This is a genomic window from Amycolatopsis silviterrae (assembly GCF_042684085.1).
Lineage (GTDB): Bacteria > Actinomycetota > Actinomycetes > Mycobacteriales > Pseudonocardiaceae > Amycolatopsis > Amycolatopsis silviterrae.
In genome coordinates this window covers 155,532-181,060 of sequence record NZ_JBHUKS010000003.1, presented here as the reverse complement: position 1 = coordinate 181,060, position 25,529 = coordinate 155,532, and the positions used below count along the sequence as shown (strand labels likewise).

29 protein-coding genes are annotated in these 25,529 nt (G+C 69.8%); 15 read left to right on the top strand and 14 right to left on the bottom strand.

The features are described from left to right. Window positions 1-24: 24 nt before the first annotated feature. Window positions 25-525, bottom strand: coding sequence for a MogA/MoaB family molybdenum cofactor biosynthesis protein (locus ACFSVL_RS02595; protein ID WP_009083558.1), 501 nt, complete (start codon window positions 523-525; stop codon window positions 25-27). Window positions 526-648: 123 nt separating this feature from the next. Between ACFSVL_RS02595 and ACFSVL_RS02590 the strand changes: the two genes are divergently transcribed. Further along, window positions 649-1,707, top strand: coding sequence for an NAD-dependent epimerase/dehydratase family protein (locus ACFSVL_RS02590; protein ID WP_378300017.1), 1,059 nt, complete (start codon window positions 649-651; stop codon window positions 1,705-1,707). Between the two features lie 56 nt (window positions 1,708-1,763). After that, window positions 1,764-2,612: an MBL fold metallo-hydrolase gene (locus tag ACFSVL_RS02585; protein ID WP_378300015.1), complete on the top strand. Its 849-nt coding sequence runs from the start codon at window positions 1,764-1,766 to the stop codon at window positions 2,610-2,612. An 18-nt stretch (window positions 2,613-2,630) separates the two neighbouring features. Here ACFSVL_RS02585 and ACFSVL_RS02580 read toward each other — a convergent pair whose 3' ends face one another. From ACFSVL_RS02580 to ACFSVL_RS02570, 3 genes are read right to left on the bottom strand one after another with little or no spacing between them, the layout of a single operon-like run. After that, window positions 2,631-3,680 (bottom strand): sensor histidine kinase, encoded by a 1,050-nt coding sequence (locus ACFSVL_RS02580; RefSeq protein WP_378300013.1) that lies wholly within the window; start codon window positions 3,678-3,680, stop codon window positions 2,631-2,633. Beyond that, entirely contained in the window at window positions 3,677-4,378 is a 702-nt protein-coding gene (locus ACFSVL_RS02575) for a response regulator transcription factor (RefSeq protein ID WP_378300011.1), read from the bottom strand. The genes ACFSVL_RS02580 and ACFSVL_RS02575 overlap by 4 nt, the downstream gene beginning before the upstream one ends. 8 nt (window positions 4,379-4,386) lie before the next feature. Further along, a complete protein-coding gene (locus tag ACFSVL_RS02570) occupies window positions 4,387-5,790 on the bottom strand; it encodes a hypothetical protein (protein ID WP_378300009.1) in 1,404 nt (467 codons plus the stop codon). A 159-nt stretch (window positions 5,791-5,949) separates the two neighbouring features. On the opposite strand from ACFSVL_RS02570, the gene ACFSVL_RS02565 reads away from it, so the two are divergent. From ACFSVL_RS02565 to ACFSVL_RS02545, 5 genes are read left to right on the top strand one after another with little or no spacing between them, the layout of a single operon-like run. Further along, window positions 5,950-6,594, top strand: coding sequence for a glycosyltransferase family 2 protein (locus ACFSVL_RS02565; RefSeq protein ID WP_378300387.1), 645 nt, complete (start codon window positions 5,950-5,952; stop codon window positions 6,592-6,594). Next, window positions 6,591-7,262, top strand: coding sequence for a TIGR04282 family arsenosugar biosynthesis glycosyltransferase (locus tag ACFSVL_RS02560; RefSeq protein ID WP_378300007.1), 672 nt, complete (start codon window positions 6,591-6,593; stop codon window positions 7,260-7,262). The genes ACFSVL_RS02565 and ACFSVL_RS02560 overlap by 4 nt, the downstream gene beginning before the upstream one ends. Next, entirely contained in the window at window positions 7,259-7,888 is a 630-nt protein-coding gene (locus ACFSVL_RS02555; RefSeq protein ID WP_378300005.1) for a methyltransferase domain-containing protein, read from the top strand. Before ACFSVL_RS02560 ends, ACFSVL_RS02555 begins: the two co-directional genes overlap by 4 nt. Before the next feature lie 11 nt (window positions 7,889-7,899). Further along, the gene (locus ACFSVL_RS02550) at window positions 7,900-9,069 is read left to right on the top strand and encodes a molybdopterin-dependent oxidoreductase (RefSeq protein ID WP_378300385.1); all 1,170 of its coding nucleotides are present in this window, start codon (window positions 7,900-7,902) and stop codon (window positions 9,067-9,069) included. Beyond that, entirely contained in the window at window positions 9,066-9,518 is a 453-nt protein-coding gene (locus ACFSVL_RS02545; protein WP_378300003.1) for a hypothetical protein, read from the top strand. Before ACFSVL_RS02550 ends, ACFSVL_RS02545 begins: the two co-directional genes overlap by 4 nt. Before the next feature lie 292 nt (window positions 9,519-9,810). Here the strand turns inward: ACFSVL_RS02545 and ACFSVL_RS02540 are convergent, their stop codons facing one another. The 7 genes from ACFSVL_RS02540 to ACFSVL_RS02510 form a co-directional block, all read right to left on the bottom strand. Next, a complete protein-coding gene (locus ACFSVL_RS02540; RefSeq protein WP_378300001.1) occupies window positions 9,811-11,457 on the bottom strand; it encodes a S1C family serine protease in 1,647 nt (548 codons plus the stop codon). A gap of 79 nt (window positions 11,458-11,536) precedes the next feature. After that, complete coding sequence (galT, locus tag ACFSVL_RS02535; protein WP_378299999.1) at window positions 11,537-12,607, bottom strand: galactose-1-phosphate uridylyltransferase; 1,071 nt, start codon at window positions 12,605-12,607, stop codon at window positions 11,537-11,539. After that, on the bottom strand, window positions 12,604-13,404 hold the full coding sequence (locus tag ACFSVL_RS02530; RefSeq protein WP_106961260.1) for a DeoR/GlpR family DNA-binding transcription regulator: 801 nt from the start codon (window positions 13,402-13,404) through the stop codon (window positions 12,604-12,606). Before ACFSVL_RS02530 ends, galT begins: the two co-directional genes overlap by 4 nt. Before the next feature lie 120 nt (window positions 13,405-13,524). Beyond that, the gene (locus ACFSVL_RS02525) at window positions 13,525-14,964 is read right to left on the bottom strand and encodes a sensor histidine kinase (RefSeq protein ID WP_378299997.1); all 1,440 of its coding nucleotides are present in this window, start codon (window positions 14,962-14,964) and stop codon (window positions 13,525-13,527) included. Next, window positions 14,961-15,653 (bottom strand): response regulator transcription factor, encoded by a 693-nt coding sequence (locus ACFSVL_RS02520; RefSeq protein ID WP_344280848.1) that lies wholly within the window; start codon window positions 15,651-15,653, stop codon window positions 14,961-14,963. The genes ACFSVL_RS02525 and ACFSVL_RS02520 overlap by 4 nt, the downstream gene beginning before the upstream one ends. Window positions 15,654-15,781: 128 nt before the next feature. After that, on the bottom strand, window positions 15,782-16,402 hold the full coding sequence (locus tag ACFSVL_RS02515) for a trimeric intracellular cation channel family protein (RefSeq protein WP_378299994.1): 621 nt from the start codon (window positions 16,400-16,402) through the stop codon (window positions 15,782-15,784). Window positions 16,403-16,411: 9 nt separating this feature from the next. Beyond that, the gene (locus ACFSVL_RS02510; RefSeq protein ID WP_378299992.1) at window positions 16,412-17,065 is read right to left on the bottom strand and encodes a response regulator; all 654 of its coding nucleotides are present in this window, start codon (window positions 17,063-17,065) and stop codon (window positions 16,412-16,414) included. Between the two features lie 325 nt (window positions 17,066-17,390). Here ACFSVL_RS02510 and ACFSVL_RS02505 point away from each other — a divergent pair, with 325 nt between their 5' ends. Further along, a complete protein-coding gene (locus ACFSVL_RS02505) occupies window positions 17,391-17,999 on the top strand; it encodes a hypothetical protein (protein WP_378299990.1) in 609 nt (202 codons plus the stop codon). 61 nt (window positions 18,000-18,060) lie between these two features. Here ACFSVL_RS02505 and ACFSVL_RS02500 read toward each other — a convergent pair whose 3' ends face one another. After that, window positions 18,061-19,194, bottom strand: coding sequence for a glycosyltransferase (locus tag ACFSVL_RS02500; protein WP_378299988.1), 1,134 nt, complete (start codon window positions 19,192-19,194; stop codon window positions 18,061-18,063). A gap of 231 nt (window positions 19,195-19,425) precedes the next feature. Here ACFSVL_RS02500 and ACFSVL_RS02495 point away from each other — a divergent pair, with 231 nt between their 5' ends. Both ACFSVL_RS02495 and ACFSVL_RS02490 read left to right on the top strand, forming a co-directional pair. Next, window positions 19,426-19,563 carry a MerR family transcriptional regulator gene (locus tag ACFSVL_RS02495; protein WP_378299986.1) on the top strand — a complete coding sequence of 46 codons (138 nt, stop codon included), beginning with the start codon at window positions 19,426-19,428 and terminating at the stop codon, window positions 19,561-19,563. After that, on the top strand, window positions 19,499-20,053 hold the full coding sequence (locus ACFSVL_RS02490) for a hypothetical protein (protein WP_378299984.1): 555 nt from the start codon (window positions 19,499-19,501) through the stop codon (window positions 20,051-20,053). The genes ACFSVL_RS02495 and ACFSVL_RS02490 overlap by 65 nt, the downstream gene beginning before the upstream one ends. Here ACFSVL_RS02490 and ACFSVL_RS02485 read toward each other — a convergent pair. Beyond that, on the bottom strand, window positions 19,996-20,604 hold the full coding sequence (locus ACFSVL_RS02485; protein ID WP_378299982.1) for a TetR/AcrR family transcriptional regulator: 609 nt from the start codon (window positions 20,602-20,604) through the stop codon (window positions 19,996-19,998). The genes ACFSVL_RS02490 and ACFSVL_RS02485 overlap by 58 nt on opposite strands. A gap of 68 nt (window positions 20,605-20,672) precedes the next feature. Between ACFSVL_RS02485 and ACFSVL_RS02480 the strand changes: the two genes are divergently transcribed. Both ACFSVL_RS02480 and ACFSVL_RS02475 read left to right on the top strand, forming a co-directional pair. Beyond that, entirely contained in the window at window positions 20,673-21,590 is a 918-nt protein-coding gene (locus ACFSVL_RS02480; RefSeq protein WP_378299980.1) for an alpha/beta hydrolase, read from the top strand. Window positions 21,591-21,652: 62 nt separating this feature from the next. After that, window positions 21,653-21,874: a hypothetical protein gene (locus tag ACFSVL_RS02475; RefSeq protein ID WP_378299978.1), complete on the top strand. Its 222-nt coding sequence runs from the start codon at window positions 21,653-21,655 to the stop codon at window positions 21,872-21,874. A gap of 91 nt (window positions 21,875-21,965) precedes the next feature. On the opposite strand, the gene ACFSVL_RS02470 is transcribed toward ACFSVL_RS02475, so the two are convergent. Then, window positions 21,966-22,646 (bottom strand): GntR family transcriptional regulator, encoded by a 681-nt coding sequence (locus ACFSVL_RS02470; RefSeq protein ID WP_378299976.1) that lies wholly within the window; start codon window positions 22,644-22,646, stop codon window positions 21,966-21,968. 109 nt (window positions 22,647-22,755) lie between these two features. Between ACFSVL_RS02470 and ACFSVL_RS02465 the strand changes: the two genes are divergently transcribed. Genes ACFSVL_RS02465 through ACFSVL_RS02455 form a run of 3 tightly spaced genes read left to right on the top strand, consistent with a single transcriptional unit; the run spans window position 22,756 to window position 25,526 of the window. After that, complete coding sequence (locus ACFSVL_RS02465) at window positions 22,756-23,604, top strand: fumarylacetoacetate hydrolase family protein (protein ID WP_378299974.1); 849 nt, start codon at window positions 22,756-22,758, stop codon at window positions 23,602-23,604. 13 nt (window positions 23,605-23,617) lie between these two features. Then, entirely contained in the window at window positions 23,618-24,541 is a 924-nt protein-coding gene (locus ACFSVL_RS02460; RefSeq protein WP_378299972.1) for a VOC family protein, read from the top strand. 31 nt (window positions 24,542-24,572) lie between these two features. Then, window positions 24,573-25,526, top strand: coding sequence for an amidohydrolase family protein (locus ACFSVL_RS02455; RefSeq protein WP_378299970.1), 954 nt, complete (start codon window positions 24,573-24,575; stop codon window positions 25,524-25,526). Window positions 25,527-25,529: the final 3 nt, after the last annotated feature.

Here is a 25,529-nt window from a genome sequence, read left to right as displayed (position 1 = left end):
GTGCAGAGAGATACCCGTCCGGGCTCAGACCTCTTCGAGGCCGGAAAGCTCGTCGATCACGTGCGGGACCAGCGACGAAAGGGTCGCCATGCCGTCGCGCACCGCCGCGCGCGAGCCGGCGAGGTTGACCACCAGCGTGCTGCCCGAAACGCCGGCCAGCCCGCGGGAGATCCCGGCGTCGACCGCGCCCGCGGCCAGGCCGGAGGCGCGCAGGGCCTCGCCGATGCCCGGAATCGGGCGGTCGAGGACCCCGGCGGTCGCGTCCGGCGTGCGGTCGCGCGGCGACACCCCGGTGCCGCCGACCGTGATCACCAGGTCCGCCCCGCCGATCACCGCCGTGTTGAGCGCGTTGCGGATGCCCGCGGTCTCGGCCTCGACCACCACGACGCCGTCGACGATGAACCCGGCCTCCTCGAGCAGCTCGGTGACGAGCGGCCCGGAGGTGTCCTCGTGCTCCCCGTGCGCGACCCGGTCGTCCACAATCACCACGAGTGCCCGGCCCAGCCGCTGTGCGCTCCGTTCCATGCCGACACCGTATCCGGTTCCAGGCCCGCTTCGCCGCCACGGGCCCGGTGATTTCTGACGATTCGGTGACGTGGTCCGCGCGGGCCGCGCGGACCACCGGGCGGGCGGCCTACCGTCGGCCAGGTGCGAGTGCTCCTCACCGGCGGCGCCGGGTTCATCGGGTCCCGGATCGCCGACCAGCTGGCCGACGACGGCGACGAGGTCGTGGTGCTGGACAACCTGCTGTCCACCGCGCACGGCTCCACCACGCCACCCGAATACACGCGGCGGCACCGCTTCCTGCGCGGCGACGTCACCGACACTGAAATCGTCGCCGAGCTGCTCGACGGCGTCGACGCGGTCTGCCACCAGGCCGCCGTGGTCGGGCACGGAGTGGATCCCTCCGACGCACCCTCATACGCGCTGAACAACGACTACGGCACCGCCGTGCTGCTGGCCGCGATGCACGCGACGAAGGTGCGCAAGCTCGTGCTCGCCTCGTCGATGGTGGTCTACGGCGAGGGTCGTTATGCGTGCACGGAACACGGTGTCGTTCCGCCGTCACCTCGCCGGCAGTCCGATGTGGACGCCGGACGATTCGAACCCGCCTGCCCGCGTTGCGGTGCCGAGTTGGGCTGGCGACTCGTGCCCGAAGACGCACCGCTGCTGCCTCGAAGCACCTACGCGGCAACGAAACTGGCGCAAGAACACCTCGCAGGCGCCTGGGCACGGCAGACCGGCGGCACGGTCTGGGCGTTGCGGTACCACAACGTCTATGGCCCGCGGATGCCGCAGAACACGCCCTACGCCGGGGTGGCATCCCTGTTCCGGTCGGCGCTGGAGCGCGGCGAAGCGCCGACCGTGCTGGAGGACGGACAGCAGCAGCGGGACTTCGTGCACGTGGACGACGTGGCCCGAGCGAACGTCCTCGCGCTCCGGAACGACGGTCCGGAGGCAGACCTCACGCCGCTGAACGTCTGTTCCGGACAGCCGCACAGCGTCGGCGATCTGGCCCGGGAACTGGCCCGTGCCTGCGGCGGGCCGGAGCCGCGGATCGTCGGCGGTGCGCGGCCAGCCGATGTCCGCCACGTGGTCGCTGACCCGGCCCGAGCACGGGAGCTGCTCGGGTTCCGGGCGGAAACGTCCTTCGCGGACGGCATCGCCGCGTTCGCCACTGCGGAGCTGCGCGCGCCCGTCACCTGATGAGGTGAAGATCACGTTCCGGAATGAATTCGCCCTACCGGATCTTGATGCTGGGCATGCGTTCCATCGTGGTGGGGGACATCGAAATCCACGCACTGACCGACGGACGGCTGCAGCTGCCGTCGTCGTTCTTCCCGGGACTACAGGGCAAACGCTCGGCGCCGAGCACGGTCCCGGTAGTCGTCGGCGCATTCCTGATCCGGACGGGCGGCCGCACTGTGCTGGTCGACGCCGGTTTCGGTCCGCGTCCGTCCGGTGAGCCGCATCTGCCGCAGCACTCCAGAGAGCAGTTGCACCCGGTGGTCAGCGCCGCCGAACCGGAGCACACCGGAGGCTTGCCCGCAGCGCTCGACGAAGCCGGGGTCGCCCGCGAAGACGTCGACACCGTGGTGCTGACTCATCTGCACGCGGACCACATCGGCTGGGTCGCGCCGAACGGCGAACCGTACTTCCCGAACGCCGAAGTGCGGTACGGCGCGCCCGACTGGGCCGCGTTCGTCGAGCCGGCCGGACGGCACGATCGCGGCCGTGTGGCGCTGGAAGCCCTTCACGCCCAGGGCAAGCTGCGCACGTTGCAGGACGGTGAAGCGGTCGCTCCCGGCGTTACCGTTCGGCACGCGCCTGGCCACACGCCAGGGCACTACGTGCTGGAGGTGGCAGACCAGGACCGTCGCGCGGTCCTGATCGGCGACGTCTTCCAGATTCCGGAGCAGATGGCCGATCCGTCGATCGGTGCCGCGTCCGACGCCGATCCGCGCCAGGCGGAGCTGACCCGTCGCCGCTGGCTCGGTGAGGTGACTGGCACCGGCACGATCGTCGCCGCGGCGCATTTCCCGGACGAGCCGTTCTTCCGGATCTCCGCCGACCGCACGGTGGAGCCGGTCTCGGCGGTCACCACTTCCTGACCGTCCACAACAGACGGATCAGGACGCCGCCAGCGGCAACCGCACCTCGAAGCGGCATCCCGGGCCGTGGTTCTGCACCCCGATCCGCCCCCGATGCGCCTCCACCAGGCCCTTCGCGATCGCCAGGCCCAGCCCGCCGCCGCTGGTGGTGCCGCTGCGGTCGGGGGTGCGGGCTTGGGTGCCGCGGAAGGCGACGTCGAAGACCCGGCTGATCTCGTCGTCCGGAATCCCGCCGCAGCCGTCGTCCACGGCCAGCAGCGCCTGGTCGCCGTCGATGCCGATCTGCACGGCGACCGTGCCGTCCGGCGGCGTGTGCCGGATGGCGTTGGACACCAGGTTCCGCACGATCCGCGCCAGCTCCGGATCGCTGCCGGACACCACCGGCCACGCCGACGCGTTTTCCAGCACCCGCACATGTTTGCGGTCGGCCACTGGTGCCTGCGCGGCGACCGCGTCGCTCACCACGTCGCGCAGCGGCACCGCCGACATGCTCAGTTCGAGCGCTCCCGCGGTGATCCGGGACAGCTCGAACAGGTCGCCGACCATGCCGGACAGCCGGGTGGTCTCGCCGCTGATGCGCTGGGCGTAGTCGGCCACCTCAGCGCGTTCGGAGACCACCCCGTCGGCCAGTGCCTCGGCCATGGCCTGGATTCCGGCCAGCGGGCTACGCAGGTCGTGGCTGATCCACGCGACCAGTTCGCGCCGCGATTTCTCCGCCGCGCGTTCGCGTTCCCTGGCCTCGCGTTCCCACACGCTGCGCCGCGCGATGACCCGGCCCAGCACCATCGCCGCGGGCACCGCCACCAACGCGACCAGCAGGCACACGAGCAGTTCGGTGGTCAGGGCCTCGGTGAACATGAAGCCGCTCACGCCGAGGATCCCGACCAGCATCGCGGCGATCGGGGTCAGCACGAGGGTGGTCATCGTGGTGGCCAGCGACCGGTGCCGCAGCAGGTAAAGCGCGAGCCCGCCCAGCGCCGCCACCGGCAACGCGAACAGCAAGGCGAGCGGCAGAATGTGCAGGACGTGGACGAACATGTCCCACGCCGACTCACCCGAGCCGATCACGGCTGTGCCCGGTCGTAGCGGTAGCCGACGCCCCACACCGTCGCGACGCGGATCGGCTTGGCGGGGTCATGTTCGATTTTCTCGCGCAGCCGCCGTACGTGGACGGTGACCGTGGACTGATCGCCGAAGTCCCAGCCCCACACCTTCTCCAGCAGGTCAGCCCGGCTGAACGCGACGCCGGGATGGGAGAGAAAGAACGCGAGAAGGTCGAACTCGCGCGTGGTCAGCGGCAGCACCGCGCCGTCGAGCGTCGCCTGGCGGGCGGTCATCTGGAGCCGGAGGTTGCCGTCCACCAGCTCCGCCGTGGGCGGCTCGGGCCGCGGCATCCGGGCCCGGCGCAGCACGGATGCCACCCGCAGGGTGAGTTCCTTGGGGCTGAACGGTTTGGTGACGTAATCGTCGGCGCCCAGCTGCAGCCCGGCGATGCGGTTCTCCTCCTCGCCGAGCGCGGTGAGCATGACGATCGGCACCTGGCTCGTCTGCCGCAGCCGGCGGCAGACCTCCAGGCCGTTGAGACCGGGCATCATCACGTCGAGCACGACCAGGTCCGGCACGCGCTCGGCGAACCGGGTGAGCGCCGCCGCGCCGTCCCCGGCGAGGTCGACCGTGAAGCCGGCGGCTTCGAGGTAACGACGGACGACGTCGCGCACGGTCTCGTCGTCGTCCACCACGAGCACGCGACCCGCTTGGTCCTCCATGCCTCACCTCACCAGTTCGTCAGCAGCAGGTGGTTGACCGCGAGCGTCACCACCGCCTGTCCGGCCAGCCACCAGCGGCGGTGGCCCGCCGGAAGCAGCGCCGTGGCCGGGATCAGCCACGCGCCGAACGGTAGCCAGATCCGTTCTACCTCAGCCTTCGACAGGCCGGACGAATCGGCGAACACGATCGTGAGCACGGCGGCGACCACGATCAGCAGCACCGGATCGCGCAGGAGCGTCCGGCGCGACGGCAGGAAGACCGCCGAAGCCACCCCTCGCCGGGCCGCCGCGACCACTGCTGGCCCGCACGCGACCGCCACCGCGGCCAGATCGGCCCACACCCAGTAGGAATACGGCCGCACCACCGCGACGCCCTGGTAGTAGCGCTCGACCACTAGGTGGTAGCCGTCGAACCACCAGAAACCGGCGAGCGCGAACACGGCGACCACGGCCAACGCGCCGACGACAGCGGTTACCGCGGCACGCCATTGCCTGCCGAGCAAGGCGACAGCCAGCGCGACCAAGCCGAGCAGGACGAGGCCGTAGGAAAGGAAGATGCCGAATCCAATGAGGATCCCGGCTGCCAACGCCGTGGGCCAAGCGTAACCACGGCGTTCGCGGAAGGCCACCGACGCGAGGGCGAGCAGGGCGATGCCGGTGGCGGTCACGCCGGCGAAGAGGCCGTCCGCAGACACGCCCAGCCACACCGCGCCCGGGCTGAGCACAGCGAACGGCAGCGCCGCGCGGGCCGCGTCCGGACGGCCGAGCAGGGCGATCGTCGCTGGCACCGCGACCGCGACCAACGCCGCCACCAGCACCACGGCGGTCGACGCCCAGGCACCTCCGTGCAGGCCGAGGCGGTCGAGCCAGACGAAGACCAGCGTCGCGCCTGGCGGGTGGCCGGACACGTGGGTGGTCCACGAGTTCGGCTGGAAATCGAGGATGCGCGAGGAGAACTCGCGGAGGAATCGCGGAATGTCCGTGATGCCGGGGACTTCGTGCAGGTATTCCTGCGGAGTGGTGAGTCGGCCGGTGAAGCCGCGCGTCCAGCCGTCCACCATCGCGAGCGAGAAGATCCAAGCGAGGGACGCCAGGTAGCCCGCGGCCAGGGCGCGCCGCCATCGCAGCCGGGCGGCCAGGGCCGGGCCGTACAGGACGACGCCGGCGGCGATCAGGACGGCGAATACCGAGCCGGGACCGACGTGCGGCAGCCAATACGCGAACAGCGGCGGCGCGAACGCGTAGATCACCACGCCCGAGCCTGGCCGGTTGTAATACACGCCAACGGCCGTCGCGGCGGCGATCACCACCAGGGTGACGCCGACCGTCACGAGGTCAGCGCGAAACCGGGGACGGACGGACATCGGGGTTGGCGGCTCGGCGAGCCGGGCAGCCTTCGTCGACTCGCTCATCGCCGGTCACGATAACCCCGCGAGCGGCGGTTCGGCGGCGTTCCGGCCGATCCGTGAGAACTCGGTAAGATCTGGCCTGACGTCAGGATTTGGTAAGCACCGCAAGGGTTCTGCACTGTCCTTTCCAGACTTACCGTACGCCTCGTGAACGAATTCGGAGTGGACGTCGTCCTCCCCTGCCTCGACGAGGCGGCCGCGCTCCCTGGCGTGCTCGCCGGTCTGCCGCCGGGGTATCGCGCGATCCTCGTGGACAACGGGTCCCGCGACGGCTCCCCTGGCGTCGCGGCGGCGCACGGTGCGAAAGTCGTCGACGAGCCGCGGCGTGGTTACGGTGCCGCCGTCCACACCGGGCTGGAGAACGCGACCGCCGACATCGTCTGCTTCGCGGATGCCGACGGGTCGCTCGATCTGGCCGAGTTGCCTCGTCTCGTCGCCGCGGTCGTGGACGGTGCTGATCTCGCCGTCGGGCGACGGGTGCCGGTGTCGAGGGCGGCTTGGCCGTGGCATGCCAGAGCGGGAAACGCTCTGCTGTCACTCCTGCTGCGGTCACGTGGCCTGCCGGTGCGAGACATCGCGCCGCTGCGGGCAGTGCGTCGTCAGGAGTTGCTGGCTCTTGGCGTTGCCGACCGCGCGTTCGGCTACCCGCTTGAGCTGCTGGTGAAGGCTCAGCGCGCGGGCTGGGCGGTCCGGGAATTCGACGTCACCTACCGGGAACGAGCGCAGGGCACGAAATCGAAGGTGTCCGGGTCCGTGCGCGGCACGTTGCGGGCGGTGCGGGACTTCGGGCGGGTGTTGGTCCGATGACGTTCTGCCTGCTTGTGGTCGCGAAAGCGCCGGTGCCGGGGTTCGCGAAGACCCGGCTGTGCCCACCGGCGACGTCCGAACAGGCGGCGGAGATCGCCGCGGCCGCGCTGCTGGACACGTTGGACGCTGCGTTCGCCACTTCCGATGCGATCACCGTGGTGGCGATGACGGGCGACCTCGCCGCGGCGGCCCGAGGTGCCGAGATCGGCCGGGCGCTGCGGAATGCGACGGTGATCGCGCAGCGAGGCTGGGATTTCGGCACCCGGCTGGCCAATGCGCATGCCGATACCGCTGCGGTGCATGCCGGTCTGCCCGTGCTGCAGATCGGCATGGACACCCCGCAGGTCTCCCCCGCGTTGCTGGCTTCGGCGATCGAGCCGGTCGTCGCCGGAGAAAGCCGTGCGATGCTGGGCGACGCGGAAGACGGTGGCTGGTGGGGGCTTGGGCTTGCCGATCCGCGGCAGGCGCAGGTGCTCGCCGGGGTCCCGATGTCACGGCCGGACACGGGATTCCGTACTCGCACGGCGTTGACGGGCGCGGGTCTCCGCGTTGGCGAGCTGCCGACGTTGTCCGATGTGGACACCATGGCGGACGCGCTGCGGGTGGCAGCGCTCCGGCCCGACGGCAGGTTCGCCGCCGCGGTCGACGCGGTGGGGGTGGTGGCGTGAAACTCGCGACTGGCCGGGAATTCGATCGCGGACTGCTTGGCCACCACTGCTGGCTGGAACTCGCGAACGGCGACCGGATCGAGCTTCCGGTCGGCCGTTGGGCGGACGGGTGCGGCGCGGGCGACGCCGTGCTGCTCGACGCGTGCGAGGGTCCGACGCTCGACGTCGGCTGCGGACCTGGTCGGCTCACCGCGGCACTGGCGCGCCGAGGCGTGGTGACTCTCGGCGTGGACAGTTCGCCGATCGCGGTGCGGCTGACTCGACGGCGCGGAGCGAGCGCGTTGCAGCGCAACGTTTTCGCGCGTCTGCCCGGCGAAGGGCGATGGAATCACGTGCTACTAGCTGACGGCAACATCGGGATCGGCGGCGATCCCGATGCGCTGCTGCGGCGAGTGCGCGAACTGCTCACGCCGGACGGGGACGTGCTCGTGGAGCTGGAGGAACCGGGCCACGGTGTGCGCCGGGACCACGTCCGCCTGCGGCCGGATCCCGCTGACGGGCGGTGGTTCACCTGGGCGTGGGTGGGAGTCGACGCCATCGCGGAAATCGCGGTACGGACTGGGTTTCGAGTGGCGTGGACGACCAGTCGAGGACGCCGTTGGTTCGCGAAACTGGAACGCGCGTGAAACGCGGGCGGCTGGCTGCCGCGTGGCGTGAACTCGACACCCGAGTCACCGAAGCGCAGGCCCGCGTTCCGAAGGCTGAGCAGTTCAAAGGCGGCGCGCACGGCGAACGCGCGACAGCATGGGTCGGCAGCCTGCTCGGGCTCGCGTTCCTGATCTGCTTCGTCACCGGTCTGTTGAGCCACTTGATCCAGCATCCACCGGAGTGGTTCTTCTGGCCCAGCCGGCCGGTCTGGCTGTACCGGGTCACGCAGGGCGCGCACGTGCTGTCCGGGATCGCGGCGATCCCGTTGCTGCTGGCCAAACTGTGGAGCGTCTACCCGAAGCTGTTCGAGCGGCCGCTGGTGCGCTCGGTGCCGCACGCGGTGGAGCGGCTGTCGATCCTCGTCCTGTCCGGGGCGGCGTTCTTCGAGCTGAGCACGGGGCTGCTGAACGTCGCGCAGAACTACCCGTGGAATTTCTACTTTCCGCAGGTGCACTACGCGGTGGCGTGGGTGGCGATCGGGTCGATCCTCGTGCACGTCGCGGTGAAACTCCCGGTGATCCGGCGGGCGTTGACGCGGGAACCTGCCCCCGTCGAGCGGCCGGGCCCCGGGTTGTCGAGGCGAGGCTTCCTGACCACCACGGGGATCGCGACCGGGGTCGCGGTGCTGGCCACCGCGGGAGCGACGGTTCCCGCCCTGCGGAACGTCTCTGGGTTGTCGTGGCGGTCGGGCAAGGGAACGCAGAAGCTGCCGGTCAACCGCACGGCGGTGGCAGCGCAGGTCACGCGGGCCGCGCAGGATCCCGGATGGCGGCTGTCTGTGGTCACTCCGGCGGGGACGCGGCAGTTCACGCTGGCCGAGCTGCGGGCGTTGCCGCAGACCACTGTGGACTTGCCGATCGCGTGCGTCGAAGGCTGGAGCCAGATGGCGACGTGGCGCGGCGTCTCGTTCCCGGAACTGCTGCGTGCGGCAGGCAGCTCAGCCGGCGTGGACGTGCGGGTGTCGTCGCTGGAGAAGGCCGGTCTGTACGGCGTCAGCGTGTTGCCTGGCGAGCACACGGCTGACCCGCTCACCTTGCTGGCGTTGGAGCTGAACGGCGAGGTGCTGAACCTCGACCACGGCTATCCGTGCCGCGTCATCGCGCCCAGCCGGCCGGGCGTGCTGCAGACGAAGTGGGTCGCGAAGCTGGAGGTGCAGTGAAGATCGCGCGGATTGTGCTGGCGCTGCCCGGGTTGGCGGCGCTGGCGTACGGGATCGTGCTGTTCCTCGACTACGCGACGTCGGCGTGGCCGGACAGCTTCACGACAGTGCTGTGGATCGGCGGCGGCCCGATCGTCAACGACGCGGTGTTCGCCCCGGTCGCGGGTGTGGTGGGCCTGTTGGTGGCGCGGGTCCTGCCGAAGCCGTGGCGAGGGCCGGTGCAAGTCGGCGCGGTGTTGACCGCGGTGCTGGGTTTCGTGGCGTTCCCGCTGCTGTGGCGCACCTATGGCGCGGCACCGCAGCCTGGGTTGCATGACGGGAACACCTGGCTGGGGCTGATGGTGACGCTCGCGGTGGTGTGGAGCGCCGTGCTAGTCGCGGCGATCGTCCGGATTGTCCGGGTCCGGCATCGCGCGAGCCAGAAAATTCGGCCTCGCGCGCATAGCTGACCTGGGTTTTCGTCCGGTACCGGAATTTTCCCGCGGATTCGGCGTTTGGCTCAGCGTGCGCGTGGGCACCTCACCGCACGCGGAGAGGCTCTCCGTGTCGAGTCGGAGGCGACACGGAGAGCCTCTTCGTATTTTCGTGCGCGGGCCGGTTTTCGCGCGCTGGCCAGAAAAACGGCCACGCGCGACCGGCTTCGCTTACTCCGGTCGCGCGTGGCCTTCAAAGGTTCGGCCCCAGCGCGGATAGGGGGTCGAGCCGTGGCTGGTCTCGGCCGCGCCAGGGCGGCCGAGCGATCTAGTTGGCCGGTACGGCCTGTCCGCCAAGGGTGACCTGCACCGTGCGGCCGTCGGCCAGGGTGAAGGTCGTCTGGTCGTTCGGGGCGCGGGTGCGGATCGCGGCGACGAGCGTGTTGGCGCTGTCGATGACGCGGTCGTCGATCTTGGTCACCACGTCGCCGGACTTCAGGCCGGCCTTCTCCGCCGGGCTGCCCGGCGTGATGTCGCCGAGCTGGGCACCGCCCTGGGGCGCGTCGGTGACCTTCGCGCCGATGAACGTCTGCGTCGCGTGCCCGGTCTTGATGATGTCCTGCGCGGTGCGGCGCGCCTGGTCGATCGGGATGGCGAACCCGATGCCGACGTTGCCGCCCTCGGACCCGCTGCCCTGGCCGCGTCCCGAGTTCGGGCTGTAGATGGCCGAGTTGATGCCGATGACCTGGCCGCTCATGTTCGACAGCGGACCGCCCGAGTTGCCGGGGTTGATCGCCGCGTCGGTCTGGATCGCGTCCATCACCGTGGTCTGGTCGGTCTCGTCGCCGCCCGCCTGCACCGGGCGGTGCAGCGAGCTGACGATGCCCGAGGTGACCGTGCCGGTCAGCTCGTACGGCGAGCCGATGGCCACCACCTGCTGGCCGACCCGCAGGTCGTCGGACCGGCCCAGCTCGACCGGCGTGAGGTTGCTGACGCCGGACACCTTGACCACGGCGATGTCCGTGGTCGGGTCCCGGCCGACGACCTTCGCCGCGGCCTTCTTGCCGTCCTGGAACACGGCCTGGATCTGGCCGCCGTTCGCGGCGACCTGGACGACGTGGTTGTTCGTGAGGATGTAGCCGTCGCTGCTGAGCACGAAGCCGGAGCCCTCGCCCGCCGCGGTACGGCCGGAGACCTGCAGCTCGACCACGCTCGGCGAGAGCTTCTGCGCCACCGATTCGACCGAGCCGGCGGGCGCGTTGCCGGTCTGCTGCGCGGGTTTCGGCGCGTCGAGCGCGCTCACCGACGAACCGGACCCGCCGGTGAGGTACCCGACGGTTCCGCCCGCCACGCCGCCGATCACGAGCGAGATGGCGGCGACGCTCGCGAGGAGCTTGCCCGCCGTGCCCTTCTTCTCGCGCTGCGCGGGAACGCTGTACACCGAGGTTCCCGGTGCGCCGTAAGGATTGGCCGGGGCTCCGGCGGGCGGAGTCTGCGTCCCGCCGGGGTACTGGCTGCCGTACGGCTGGCCCGCAGTGGGCTGCTGAGCGCCCGGGATCGGGCCGCTCTGGGGAGCACCAGCCGCGCCTTGGGCTGACCACGGATTCGGCGCGCCACCAGCCGGAGCAGCGCCGTACGGCGTCTCGCCGGACGGGGCAGCCCCGTAGGCACCGTACTGACCCGCAGGCGCTCCGTACGCGCCGGAAGCGTCGCCGCTCGGCGCACCGGAGCCGGGCATCCCCGCCGAGCCCTCAGCGGCCGAACCGTACGCGGCGGTCGCGCCAGTCGCGTTCGAAGCCGGCTGACCCGCGTCGCCGCCCGCCGAGGCCGGCGTGGGCTGGTTCGCGGGCTGAGCCGGTTGCGCCGGTTGAGCCGGGGGCTGCTGCCAGGCCGCCTGGCCTTCGGCGCCCGGCTGGGCACCCGGGTCCTGGCGACCCGCCGCGGAGTCGGGCACGTGGGGGTCGTTCTCGGTCATGTCCTCACCTAAGCGGCTGGGCCTGAGAGGTTCCTGAGTCGAACCTGTGTTTCGTAGATGAGTATGCCGCGAGTTCCGGTCAGCCTGCCGAACGAAGCCGCTCCGCGATCTGTTCCGGCGTGGCGTCGTTGATCCAGACCGCCATGCCCGACTCGGAGCCGGCCAGGTACTTCAGCTTGTCCTTGGCCCGCAGCACCGAGAACAGTTCCAGGTGCAGCCACGACAGCTCCCGGTCCCGCCGCACCGGAGCCTGGTGCCAGCCCGCGATGTAGGGCAGCGGCCGGTCGTACAGCGCGTCGCACCGGCGGAGCACGTCCAGGTACACGCGGGAAAAGTCGTCGCGCTCGGCGTCGGTGAGCGACGGGAGATCCGGCGTCTGCCGGTGCGGAACGATCTGGATGTGCACCGGCCAGCGCGCGGCCGGCGGCACGAAAGCCGTCCAGTGCTCGCCGGTGGCGATCACGCGCTCGCCGGATTTCTGTTCCGCCGCCAGGACGTCGCCGAGCACCGAACCGCCGTGTTCGCGCGCGACCGCCAGCATCCGCTCGGTTTTCGGCGTGACGAACGGGTAGCCGTAGATCTGGCCGTGCGGATGCGAGAGCGTGACGCCGATTTCCTCGCCGCGGTTCTCGAACGGGAAGACCTGTTCCACGCCAGGCGTCTGCGCGAGCGCGGCGGTGCGGTCGGCCCAGGCGTCCACCACGAGCCGCACCTGTTCCGGCGTCAGCCGGGAAAACGCGCCGTCGTGGTCGCTGGTGAAGCACACGACCTCGCAGCGTCCCAAGCCCGGCGCGGTCGGCACCAGACCCAATCCGTCCACAGTGGACGGTTCGCCGGTGGCCTGCTGCGAGAACGACGGGAACCGGTTCTCGAACACGACGACGTCGTAGTCGGCTTCGGGAATCTCGCTCGGCTTACCCGGACGGGTCGGGCAGAGCGGGCAGAGGTCTGCGGGCGGCTTGTACGTGCGGGTCTGGCGGTGCGCCGCCATCGCGACCCATTCGCCGGTCAGCGGGTCGCGGCGGATCTCCGAGGCCGCCGCGACCGGCGGCAGGTCCCGGGTGTCCTCGGCGAGCCGTTCGCAGTCGTCGGAGTGGTCGAAATAGATGATCTCCCGGCCGTCGGCCAGGTGCCGCACAGTGCGTTTCACGCTTCTTCTGCCTCGAGGTTCTCCGCCGTTTCGGCGATCATGAGTTCTCCGACCCGTTCCGCGAGGTCTTCCCGCGCACGGTCGTCCAGTCCGTCGTCGGTCACCACGACCTGCGCTTCTTCCAGGTCCGCGATCGTGGAAATGCCGACCGTGCCCCACTTCGTGTGGTCGGCGAGCACCACCAGCCGCCGTCCGGCCTCCACCAGCGCGCGGTCCGTTTCGCTTTCGGTGAGGTTCGGGGTGGTGAACCCGGGCCCCACCGCCATCCCGTGCACGCCGAGGAACACCAGGTCGAGGTGCAGCGTGCGCAGGCTCTGCACGGCGACCGGGCCGACCAGCGCGTCCGACGGGGTCCGCACCCCGCCGGTCAGGACCACCGTGCGGTCCGGCTGGCCCGCGTTGCGCAGCACGTCGGCGACCTGGATCGAGTTGGTGACGATGGTGAGGCCTTCGACGCCGTCGAGCGCGTGCGCGAGCGTCCAGGTGGTGGTGCCCGCGGAGAGGCCGATCGCGGTGCCCGGTTTGACGAGGGTGGCCGCCAGTTCGGCGATCGCTTCCTTCTGCGCGCGCTGCCGCACCGACTTCGCCTCAAAGCCCGGCTCGTCGGTGCTCTTGCCGACCAGCGACGTCGCGCCGCCGTAGACCTTCTCCACCAGGCCCCGGCCCGCGAGCACGTCGAGGTCACGGCGGACCGTCATGTCGGAAACGCCGAGCCTCGCGACGAGGTCACTGACCCGGACCGCACCGGTCCGGCGTGCTTCCTCGAGGATCACCGCCTGTCGCTGCCGCGCGAGCACCGCCACTCCCCAAGCACACCCATCAACTACACAAAATCCTACACGATTCAACATCAGGTGTGCGCGACGTGCAGATCGAGCGTCCCCCTGCCGGGCGACGGCCAAGCGTGGCAGATCGGATCAGGCGACCGGCGCCCCCGGTAGCCGGACGGTGAGCAGGGCACCGCCCTCGGGTGCCCGGTTGGCGTAAACCGTGCCACCGTGCCGTTCCGCGGCGTGCTGCACGATCGCCAGCCCGAGGCCGGATCCGGGCAGGGTGCGCGCCTCCGACGAGCGGTAGAAACGGTCGAACACCTTGGGCAAGTCTTCCTCGGCGATGCCCGGTCCGGAGTCCGCGACCTCCACCACCGCGGTGCCGTCGCCGAGCGGACGCAGCGTGACCCGCACCCGCGAACCCTGCGGCGAGAACTTCACCGCATTGTCCAGCAGGTTCAGCACCGCCCGCTCGAGCGAACTGTTGTCGCCGGTGAGCACCCACGGCTGCAGAGCGACCTCGAACTCGATCTCGCCCGCCCGCCGGCGCGCCCGGTCCAGCGCGCGCTCGACCACGTCCATCAGGTCGACGCGTTCGGCCTGCTCGCGCGGTTCGTCCTGGCGCGCCAGCTCCACGAGGTCGCCGATGAGCTGGGTGAGTTCGTCGAGCTGGCCGCGGATGTCGGCCTCGATGTCGGCGCGGTCCTCGTCCGGCAGCGACGGCGCGCCCGGACGGCTCGCCGACAGCAGGAGTTCCAGGTTGGTGCGCATGGAGGTGAGCGGCGTGCGCAGCTCGTGCCCGGCGTCGGCGACCAGCTGCCGCTGCCGTTCCTGCGAGTCCGCGACCGTGCCGAGCATGATGTTGAAGCTGTGCGTGAGCCGGGCGAGTTCGTCGTCGCCGCTCACCGGGATCGGACGCAGGTCACCGGTCGCGGCCACCCGCTCGGCGGCCGACGTCAAGCGGTCGACCGGGCGCAACCCGGCGCGCGCGACCGCCGTGCCCGCGCCCGCGGCCACCACGATTCCGGCACCGCCGACCAGGAACAGCACCACGGCCAGCTGGTTCAGCGCACGCATCGTCGGCGCCATCGACTGCGCCAGCACGATCGCCTGCCCGTGTCCGAGCGGCAGAGCCACCACGCGCATGCCGGTGGCCGCGTCGGTGCGCAGCGACTGGGACAGCAGTCCGGTCGCGACCCGCATCTCAGCCGGGCCCACCGGCGGCCGGGTGCCCGGCTGCGGGTAGATCAGGTCGCCGGTGACGCCGTTGAGCTGGCCGATCTGCAGGTCGGCGCTGGCCAGCAACGCACCCGGCACCTCGCGCAGCTGGTCAGTCGGCACCTGCGGCGACCGCACCGCGGCCTGCGCACGGGCGACCAGATTGTCGTCGAGCTGGGTGAGGAGGTTGCTGCGCACCACCAGGTACGCGCACAGCGAGACGAGTGCCACCGCACCCGCCACGCACGCGGCGGCGAGCAGCGTGACGCGGCCGCGCAGGGAAAACCGGCGGGTGCTCCACCGGGTGCCCCGCGGATCGGGGACCTCCCCCGCCGGCGCGGCCTGCTCGCCCGCCGGGTGATCGGTCACGGCGGGGTCTCGCGCAGGACGTACCCCACTCCACGCACCGTGTGGATCAGCCTCGGTTCGCTGTCCGCCTCCGTCTTGCGGCGCAAATAACCGACGTAGACCTCCAGCGCGTTGCCCGACGTCGGGAAGTCGTAACCCCATACTTCCTCCAGGATCCTTCCGCGGGTCAGCACGTGCTTGGGGTACGAGAGGAACAGCTCGAGCAGCGCGAACTCGGTGCGGGTGAGACTGATCTCGCGACCGCCGCGGCGGACCTCGCGAGTGCCCGGGTCCAGCGTGAGGTCGGCGAACGACAGCACCTCCGAAGTCTCGCCCTGCTGACCGTCCGGCGCGGCGCGGCGCAGCAGCGCGCGCAGCCGGGCGAGCAGTTCCTCCAGTGCGAACGGCTTGGGCAGGTAATCGTCGGCGCCGGCGTCGAGGCCGGAGACCCGGTCGGAGACGGTGTCGCGTGCGGTCAGCACGAGAATCGGCAGGTCATCGCCGGTGCTGCGGAGCCGGCGAGCCACTTCGAGCCCGTCGAGGCGCGGCATCATGACGTCGAGAACCATCGCGTCCGGACGGTTGGCGAGGATCGTCTCCAATGCCTGCGCACCATCGCTCGCCAGCTCCACGGTGTAGCCGTTGAACTCCAAAGACCGCCTGAGCGATTCACGGACGGCACGGTCGTCGTCCACTACGAGGATGCGCATGCCGTCAGTCTTACGCAGAGTGCTGAGACCCGCCTAAGAACACACGCAGAACACACAAAGAGCATCGCGGACGACTGCGGGCAGGCTGCATATTCACACTGGCCGCGGCGGGATCGCGGACGCGGAAATCACAGCGAACGCTCTTCGGGCGGCCGGGCAACCGGAGCGTTCCAGTGTCGCCAGAGCGTAAGCACCCGGATCGCGACCACGACCACGGCGGAGACGGTCGTGACCAGCCCGGCCGGGAGGCTCAGCGCATGTCCCGCCCAGACACAGACCGCGCCGGTCAGCGCGGCCATCGCGTAGATCTCCTTGCGCAGCACGAGCGGAATCTCCCGCAGCAGCAGGTCGCGGACCGCGCCGCCGCCGATGCCGCTGGTCATGCCGATCAGGCAGGCGGCGTACCCGGTCGCGCCCGCGTTGAGCGCCACCGTCGTCCCGGAGGTGGCGAACACGCCGAGCCCGACCGCGTCCGCGAGCAGCACCGCGTGCCGCAACCGGGCGACCTGCGGGTGAAAGGCGAACACCACCAGCGCCGCCGCCGCGCACACGGCCAGGTACGACCAGTTGCGCAGGGACGTCGGCGGGTGAATGCCGAGCAGCACGTCGCGCATGACCCCGCCGCCGAGCGCCGTGGTCAGGCCGACCACGACGACGCCGAACACGTCCAGCCGCGCCCGGACCGCGGCCAGCGCCCCGGACGCCGCGAACGCCACCAGCCCGAGGAACTCGAGCGCGGTCAGCAGCATGTGCTGGTTCTACTGGTCGAGGAGCCCGCCGCGGTAGGCCAGGAGCGCGGCCTGCACCCGGTTGGCCGCGCCGATCTTCGACAGCACGGCCGAGACGTATCCCTTCACCGTCGCCTCCGACAGGTGCAGCCGCCCGCCGATCTCGGCGTTCGACAGGCCCTGGCCGATCAGCGCGACGACCTCGCGTTCGCGTTCGGACAGCGAGGCCAGGAGTTTGCGCGCCGGCTGCGCGGCCCGCTGCTCGTCGCGGTGGCTCTGAACCATCCGCACGGCCACGCCCGGATCGAGGACGGCACCGCCTTTGGCCAGGTCACGCACGGCGCGCAACAGTGCCGCCGGGTCGATGTCCTTCAGCAGGAAGCCGTTGGCGCCGAGCCGCAGCGCGAGGCTGACGTACTCGTCGATGTCAAAGGTGGTGAGCATGGCGACGGTGGGCGGATCGGGCAGCGCGAGAATGGCCCGAAGTGCGCGAATGCCGTCGTCGGGGGCGCGCATCTTGATGTCGAGCAGCGCGACGTCCGGGTGATAACGACGGGCGACCTCGACCGCCGATCTGCCGTCGCTTGCCTCGCCCACGATCTCGATGTCCGCGGCCCCGGACATCATGGCGCGCAGCCCCGACCGAACTAGTTCCTCGTCGTCGGCGAACATGAGCTTGATCAACGAAGCCCTCCGGCAGACCGTGGGTTGGAGGCGGCTCCCCGCACCCGTTACGGAAGATTACCTACTGTTGTTCACGGTTTCGAAACCAGACACGACCAGGTGACTCGACTGGTCCACCGGAGCGGCCGAGAACAGGACCCAACCCGGTTGCAGGTCACCCACTTGAGTGAGTTCATGAGGTGGGTCTCACCGGGTTGCGTAACCGATCCAGACGGCCGGGGTCCGCTGTCCGGGTGTTCACCGAACTTCTCGGACGGAGTACCGCGATCACGAAAATCGGAAGGCTCTAGAGTCTGCGCGGTAACTGCCCTGGGGAGGAGCAGCCGTGACCGATACCGACGAGCAGCCGGCCAAGAAGGACGACCAGCCGAAGAAGAGCGGCTGGAGCGAAGGCCACAAGTGGATCGCTGCCATCGCCGCGCTGATCACCGCTGTGGCCGGGATCTTCATCGGACGATCGAGTGCACCGGAACCGAAAGCTGCACCGCCAGTGACGGTGACCCAGCCGCCGGGGACCGCGCCGCCGGCGGGCACGGTCACCGTGACCGCAACAGTCCCGGCTGCGGAGACGAACTCAGCCGCACCGGTGAACGGCGGTGCCGGGGTGTACTCGTCCGAGGAGATCGAGTGGGGAAGTTTCAACCTCGACTTCCGGACGCCGACCTACTTGGCGGACAAGTACATCTCGCCGGGCTACAGCAACAACCTCGTGGCAATGGGCGACGCGGCCAAGCTCGCGGCATGGCAGACAGACTCGATTCCGGGCAAGGCCGAGTGCGCTTCGGCAGTCGCCGAGCGCGGCGACAACCGCACGGGAGCCTTGGTCAAGGGAAACATCGTCTGCGGCAAAACCGCCGAGAACCGGATCTTCCGCATCGAGGTGCTCGGCGTCAGCGAGCGTGTGACGAGCAAAGTCGTGGTCTGGGATAAGTAGGAACGGAGCCCACGAGGCCGGTCCGGCCACATCTTCGCCAACCCGGAGTCGAAGTAGGGGGCTATCCGGCGGTGATTTCCGCGATCACCTCAGCCGGCGACGGCAGCACCGCGATCTCGGCGGCGATCGCCCGCGCCCGCTGGCGGTATCGCTCGCCTTGGAGGATCTCCGAGACCGCACCCGAGATCTCAGCTGCCGTGTGCGCGGCGAGCGAAGCACCCGAAGCGGCGGCGCGGTCGGCGTTGATGGGCTGGTCCGCGCCCTGCGGCCACACGACCATCGGGAGTCCGTGCGCCAGCGCGCCCACGATCGTGCCGATTCCTCCGGCGCTGACGACCAAATCGGCTTTCGCGAGCAGCTGGTCCAGCGGCACGAAGGGCACGTACCGCACCTGAGCCGAGTCGGCTGGCAACTCCTCGGGGACAGCGTCCGCATCGGAGAGCCGCAACGCTGAGCCGAGCGTCGCGATCACGTTGGCTCCAGTGCTGGCCACCGCCGCGACGGTTGCGGAGAGTGTCGCTGGAGCGGAGAAAATCGTGCCGAGGGTGACCAGAACGGTCGGCTTGTCGAAGGCGGGGAGATCCACCGACACTTCCTTCGGCCGCCGGTGCGCCTGCGGCCGGACGGCGCGTACCGGGAGGTCCGACGACCAGTCCGGGTCCTGCAGTGGCGGCGGACACGGGTCGAGGTAGCTGGACGCCGGGACCCGGCGCAGCTTCAGTCGCTCGTAGCGGATGTCCGCGGCGCGGTTGATTTCCTCGGCGATCACCGAGGGAAGTGCCGGGCCGATTCCTGCCTGGTGCCAAGCGATCCCGAGGCGCGCGGCGACGAGCGGGCCGATCGCGTCGAACGGTTCGGCCAGTACGACGTCCGGAGACCAGGCGGCAGCTTGCGCGATGCTGTCGTCAAGACCGAGGTCGACGCGGGCACCGCCGAAGATCTCGCCGATGACCGGCGGGGTCGGATGAAAGACGTCGGCTCCGGTGCGGTGGGCCGCTTCCGCCGAGAATTCTCCGGGCAGTGCGCCTGCTTCGAGGTACGCGACCTCCGGCGGGAGTTCTTCGCGGACGGTATCCCGGAATCCGCCGCTCGACAGCAGCCCGACGGCGTGGCCGGCGTCCACCGCGGCTTGCATGAGCGGGACCAGCGGCAGGATGTGGCCGAAGGCGGGAGTCGCGCTGAACAACAGTTTCATAGGAAATCCTCGGCGGGTTGCAGCGGTCGGCGCGGGGTGGCACCAGCAATACCAGCGCCAGCAACGGAGTGCCGATTGTGGCGACCGGCCGCTGCGGCGCGCTCGCGATGACCTGGGTCACAGCCGACACGGCTCCGGGTTGACCGTGCCGCAACGGCATAGTTTCGACTGGAGTCCGTCCGGCCGCGCACGCGCGAGATCGCCGAGCTGGCCGGCACCAGTCTGCGCGCGGTGCGGCACTATCACGAGGTCGGCCTGCTCGCCGAGCCGGAACGCCTCGCCAACGGGTACAAGCAGTACGGCGTTGTCCACCTGGTCCGGCTGCTACGCATCAAACGCCTTGTCGGCCTGGGGTTTTCCCTCACATAGATCGCCGACCCCGGCAAGCGACGACCATCCTGCGGAAGCCCTGCGCACCCTCGACGCCGAACTCGCCACGGCAGCCGGCCGCCCGATGACCGAGGCGGACCGTTCGTTCGTCACCGTCATGAGCCGCGTGCTCGGCCCCAAGGGCATGACCGTCTACGCCGACTTCGTGCAGAACCCGACCGCCGACCCAGCCGGCGAGGACTTCGAAACCCTGCCGCCGGACGCTGACGAAACGACCCGCGCCGACGTGGCCGAGCGCATGTTTCCATACCTGCACTCGATGTACCGGGAGCATCCGGGATTGACCACGCTTGGCGAGGACGCGCCGCGCGGCAAGAAGTACGCCCGCGAGACCCGGCGCAGTTGGACGTGTTGCGGCGGCTCAGCGAGACGATCCGCAGTGCCTCTCCTGAGCCGAGTTGACGGTGCCGATCAGTGCGCCACACCGTCGCGCAGCGCGGTGAACAGTCGTTCGAGACGAGCGCGGTGATCCTTCGCCACCGCCTTGTCCGACTCACCCTCGACGCGGCGGCGGGCGGTTTCCACCAGCACCGCGCTGTAGCCAGCAATGAAGAACGCCGCGAGCAACACCCCGTCCCCATCGAAGTCCGGGTCTTGGGATAGCTCGTCGGCCAGCGTGGTCTGCAGTTCGGCACCGATGGCTCGCGCACGGGCGATCAGCGCGGGTGACCCGGCGATCGTCCGGAAGAACGGTACCGAACGGACGCTGAGCCCGGAGAGTGGCGCGCGCTCGTCGAAGACACGAAAAGCCATGTCCTGCAAGGAAGTCAGGACATCGACGTCCGGCGCGCGGTCACGGACGGCGGCGCGCAGCAGGTCGGTGGCATCGGCAGCTCGGTCGAGGAAGAGGTCTTCCTTGCGCGCGAAGTGATTGAAGACCGTCACGCTGGAGACGCCAGCTTCGCGCGCGACCTCGGCGACCGTGACGGCTTCGTATCCGCGCTCCAGGAACAGCCGGTTCGCCACCTCCAGGATCCGGGCGCGGGTCTGCGGGCCTCCTCTTTCGCTGGTTCGGGGCATCGGATCCCACTTCCTTGTGTGACTAAATTTAGTTGGTTAAGATAGTAGCAGCCGAGGGGAGTCCAGACATGAGCGAGCACCCGTTTCCCGCACCGTCCACCGTCAGTGAGCAGGCGCGGGCCTGGCTGGCCTTCGACGTCGGCGAGCTGGCGTATCCAGCCGCCGACGACACCGGCGGCTGGCTCGCGATGGCTGCCCAGGCGAACCAGTCGACGGCCCGGCGGTTCCCGATTGCCGATCTGCCGGTGACCGTCGAAGAGTTCGAGGCCGATGCGGCCGTCGGGTACGCCGCAAAGCCGCACGGGGCGGACGACGGGGCGGTCTTTCTGTGGATGCATCCGGGCGGCCTCCTAGTCGGCGGCGGCGAGGCGTGCCGGGCGACGACTGCCCGGACCGCGTTGTCGACGGGCATGCTCGTGTGGGGTGTGGACTATCGACTGCCGCCCCTGCATCCGTATCCGGCCGCGTTGGACGATGCGATGTCGGTGTACCGGCGTGCGCTGCGGGAGCGCGATCCGTCGCAGGTGTACGTCGGCGGTGACTCTGCGGGCGGGAACATCGCTGCCGCGCTTCTGTTGCGCGCCAAGGATGCCGGGCTGCCGATGCCCGCCGCACTGGTGCTCAACACTCCGCAGATCGACCTGACCGAATCTGGCGACACCTTCCAGACTCTCAACGGCGTCGACAACGTCCTCCGCAGTTTGGCTCCGACGAACGCCCTTTACGCGGCCGGTGCCGACCTGCAGGATCCTTACCTGTCCCCGATTTTCGGTGATGTTTCCGGCTTTCCGCCCACCTTCCTCAAGAGCGGCACCCGTGATTTGTTCCTGTCCAACACGGTTCGGATGCATCGGAAGCTGCGCGCCGCGGGCGTAGCGGCGGAGTTGCATGTGTTCGAGGCGATGCCGCATGGCGGGTTCGGCGGCGATACCCCGGAGGACTTGGACGCGGCCGCGGAACAGCGGCGCTTTCTCGCCCAGCACTGAGAAAACCGTTTGCCCTCGGGCGGTTCTGCTCGCTATTGCTAGGGCGAGCAGACGGAGAGGCAATGACGGACGAACGGAAGACCTTCGAGATCAGGGTCGGCGTTTACGCGACCGAGAATCAGGCGCGGGAGCTGGTCGAGCAGATCAAACTGCTGCTCTGCCCCGAACCCGAGCACGCCTCGCCCTGCCCGGTTCCGTGGGCGATCGGCCTGCTGTCCGACGACATCAGCTATCCAGACCTCGAACAGCAGTATCTGATCGAACGCGGGCTCGGCGCCGAGTAAACCGCGGCGATGCCGTCCGGTTATCGCCGGATAGCGAACCAGTCTTGGACGCCGGTCGCGCGGGGCGGCGAAACTTGAGGCATGGTCACAGTCACTCGCCACCCTCCCCATTCTGGTACCCGTCCAGCAGCAGTTTCGTAGTCAGCTCAATGTGCTCGCGGAGCGCTTCGACGGTTCCGGGGACGTCGCGTTCGATGGCGCGGTCGCAGATCAGCCGGTGCTCCGCGGCGACATCCCGGTGGCTGTCTTCGGCCGACGCGCGGGCCCAGCACCGGTAGACCTCGGCCGACTCGCGCAGTTGGGTCGCGACCGCGCGCAGGTGCTGATTGGGGCAGCCCTCCAGTAAGACCTGATGGAAGCGGGCGTGCGCGGTCAGCCAGCGCTCGTTGATCACATCCGATTCGTCGGCGAACGCGGTCCGGGCGAGGTTGTGGTGCGCCGCGAGCAGGTCGGACTCCCACTCGATGGTGCCGTGCGCCACGGATTCGCTGACCACGTGCGTCTCGACGACGACGCGCGCCTCGGTGAGGTCGCGCAAAGTGTCCGGGGTGACGTCGACGACCCGGAAGCCTTGCTGGGGCGCGAAAGTGGCGAGCCCCTGGCCCACGAGGCGGGGAAGCGCCTCGCGCAAGACGCCGCTGCTCGCGTCGTAGTCGCCCTTGAGCGCTTCGACCCGCAGCCGTGATCCGGGCGCGTGCCGGCCGTTGAGGATGTCAGCGCGAAGACGCAGGTAGACGTCCTCGACGCGGGTCGTGCTGCGAGCGCCAGTCATGTCGAAGATCGTACCCGATCGCGCGTTCCCGAAGAAATATCGAGATTTATTTGACTTGTCGAGATTCGCCGGTGTTCACTGGCCGGGACGCAGCGGAAGGACGCGGAGCATGAAAACGACGACACGGGCGGGCCGGATGTGCCTGGTGCTCGGTGACAACATGGTCGGCGAAAAGGTGGTCGACGTCGAAGGGGCGAGCGGCGGGCGGTTCCCGGCTGATCCGCTCGCGGTTTTCGAGCGCTGGACCGAGTTCGAGGAGTGGGGGCGAACGGCGGTCGACGGGCCGTCCGCGCCCGAGGGGCGGGCGGGGAGCCCGTCGCCAGCGCCGCGGCAGGTCTTCGCGATCGGATTGAACTACCGTGAGCACGCGCGGGAAGCGGGGCTCGACCTGCCGGAATCGCCCGCCACCTTCACCAAGTTCGGCACCTCTCTCACCGGCCCGGACACCCGGCTGAGGCTGCCGAGCGAGTTTGTCGACTGGGAAGCGGAACTGGTGGTCGTGATCGGCCGCCGGGCCGAGAAGACGGCGGCCGAGGACGCCTGGCTCCACGTGGCGGGATTGACCGTGGGGCAGGACTTTTCCGAACGGGTCGTGCAGGCGGCCGGGCCGGTTCCGCAGTTCTCGCTCGGCAAGTCGTTCCCCGGGTTCGCGCCGACCGGGCCGGTGCTGGTGACCGCCGACGAGTTCGCCGACCCGGACGATCTCGCGATCGAGTGCCTCGTCAACGGGGAGAGCGTGCAGAAGGCGCGCACCTCGTCCCTGGTGTTCCCGGTCGGCGAACTAATCGCCCGGCTGTCGGCGGTGTGCCCGCTGCTGCCCGGCGACCTGATCTTCACCGGTACGCCCTCCGGCGTCGGGCATTCGCGGTCGCCACGGCGATACCTGCGGCCCGCCGACGAAGTGATCACCCGGATCGAGGGTATCGGACAGCTACGGCAGATCTGCGTCGCCGGATGAAAGGGGTACTTCCATGGCACTGCACAGGCTTAAGTCGCTGACCGTCGGTGTGCCGGACGTCGCGGGCACCGCTGGCTACTACGCCGACTTCGGGCTCACGCAGCTTGCGCCGGGCCGCTTCGCCACGGTCGAGGGCGGGGAGCAGTTCGTCCTCAAACAGTCGCCGGTCCGCCGGTTGTTGAGCATGACCGTCGCGGTCGACGACGAGGACGACCTCGGCCGGATCGCCGCGAACCTGGACCGGCTGGGCATTCCGGTGCACCGCGGCGCGGAGACCCTGCGGTCCAGGGAACCAGTCGCGGACATCGCGGTCGAAGCGGTCGTCACGCCGCGGCTGGTGCGCACGCCGGTACCGGCGACGCCCTACAACGGCCCTGGCCGCCTCGACCGCGCCGGCACCCGGGCGCCCGTGCTGTCCCGGACCAGCCCGGTGCGGCCGCTCACGCTCGGGCACGCCGTGATCGGGACGCTCGACCAGGCAGCGACCCAGAGGTTTTTCACCGACGGGATCGGGTTCAAGATCAGCGACGTCGTCCCCGGCCGGGCCGCGTTCCTGCGGTGCTCGACCGATCATCACAACCTGCTCGTACAGCAGGCTCCGCTCAATTTCCTGCACCACACCTCGTGGCAGGTGTCCGATGTGGACGATGTCGGCCGGGGAGCGATGCGCATGCTCGACGGGCATCCGGAACGCCACGTCTGGGGGCTGGGCCGCCACCACATCGGGTCGAATTTCTTCTGGTACCTCAAGGATCCCGCCGGGAACTTCGCCGAGTACTACTCCGACATGGACGCCATCGTCGACGACCAGCTCTGGACGCCGCGGTCGTTCGAAGGCCTCCAATCGCTCTACGAATGGGGACCGCCGCCTCCGCCCTCGTTCATCAACCCGGAGGACCTGGCGGCGCACATGACCGGTGCACACGCGGAAGCCTGACGGAAAGGCAATCACCTTGCGGTTAATCGCCATGGAGGAGGCCTTCGCGCTTCCCGAACTGCAGGCCGGATGCCCAGTGCCCAAGACCGAAACCGCCGCGCGGTGGGTCGAGGACTGGGGAAAGCGGCTGTGCGACTACACGACCTACCGGCTGCCGGAAATGGACGAGCACGGCATTGCGGTCCAGGTGCTTTCCCTTACCGCGCCCGGTATCCAGGGCCTCGCCGACGCGGGCCAGGCGGTGACCGACGCCCGGATCGCCAACGACCGCTTGGCCGAGGTGATCGCCACGCACCCGAATCGGTTCCTCGGTCTGGCCGCGTTGCCGCTCCAGGACCCGGAGGCCGCGGTAGCGGAACTACACCGCGCCGTCGGCACACTCGGGCTCAGCGGGGCGCTGGTCAACGACCACACCAACGGCGCCTACCTCGACGATCCGCGCTACGAACCGGTGTGGTCGGCGCTCGCGGAACTGAAGGTGCCGCTGTATCTGCATCCGGGCGCTCCCCCGGCGGAACCGTGGCGGGTGCTCGATGGCCGCCCCGAACTGCGTGGTCCATTGTGGAGCTGGGCGGCCGAGACGAGCGGGCACGCTCTCCGGCTGGTATTCGGCGGCGTCTTCGATCGGCATCCCGGTGCCACCGTCATCCTGGGCCATCTCGGCGAGTTCTTGCCGTTTCAGCTGGCTCGGCTTGATTCACGCTACGCCCGGCAGGAACACCAGCCGCTCAAGCGGAAGCCGTCGGAATACTTCGGCGAAAATATTCTGGTCACCACCAGCGGCGTTTGTTCCCCGGCCGCTCTCGCCGGTGCGGTACTGGCCATCGGCGCCGACGCGATCATGTTCGCCGTCGACTATCCGTTCGAAGACACCGCCGAGGCCGTCCGGTTTCTCGAACAGGCACCGATCAGCGACCGCGACCGGGCGAAGATCGGCCACGGCAACGCCGAACGAGTGCTGCGGCTGTCGAAGGAAAACCCGTGAGGT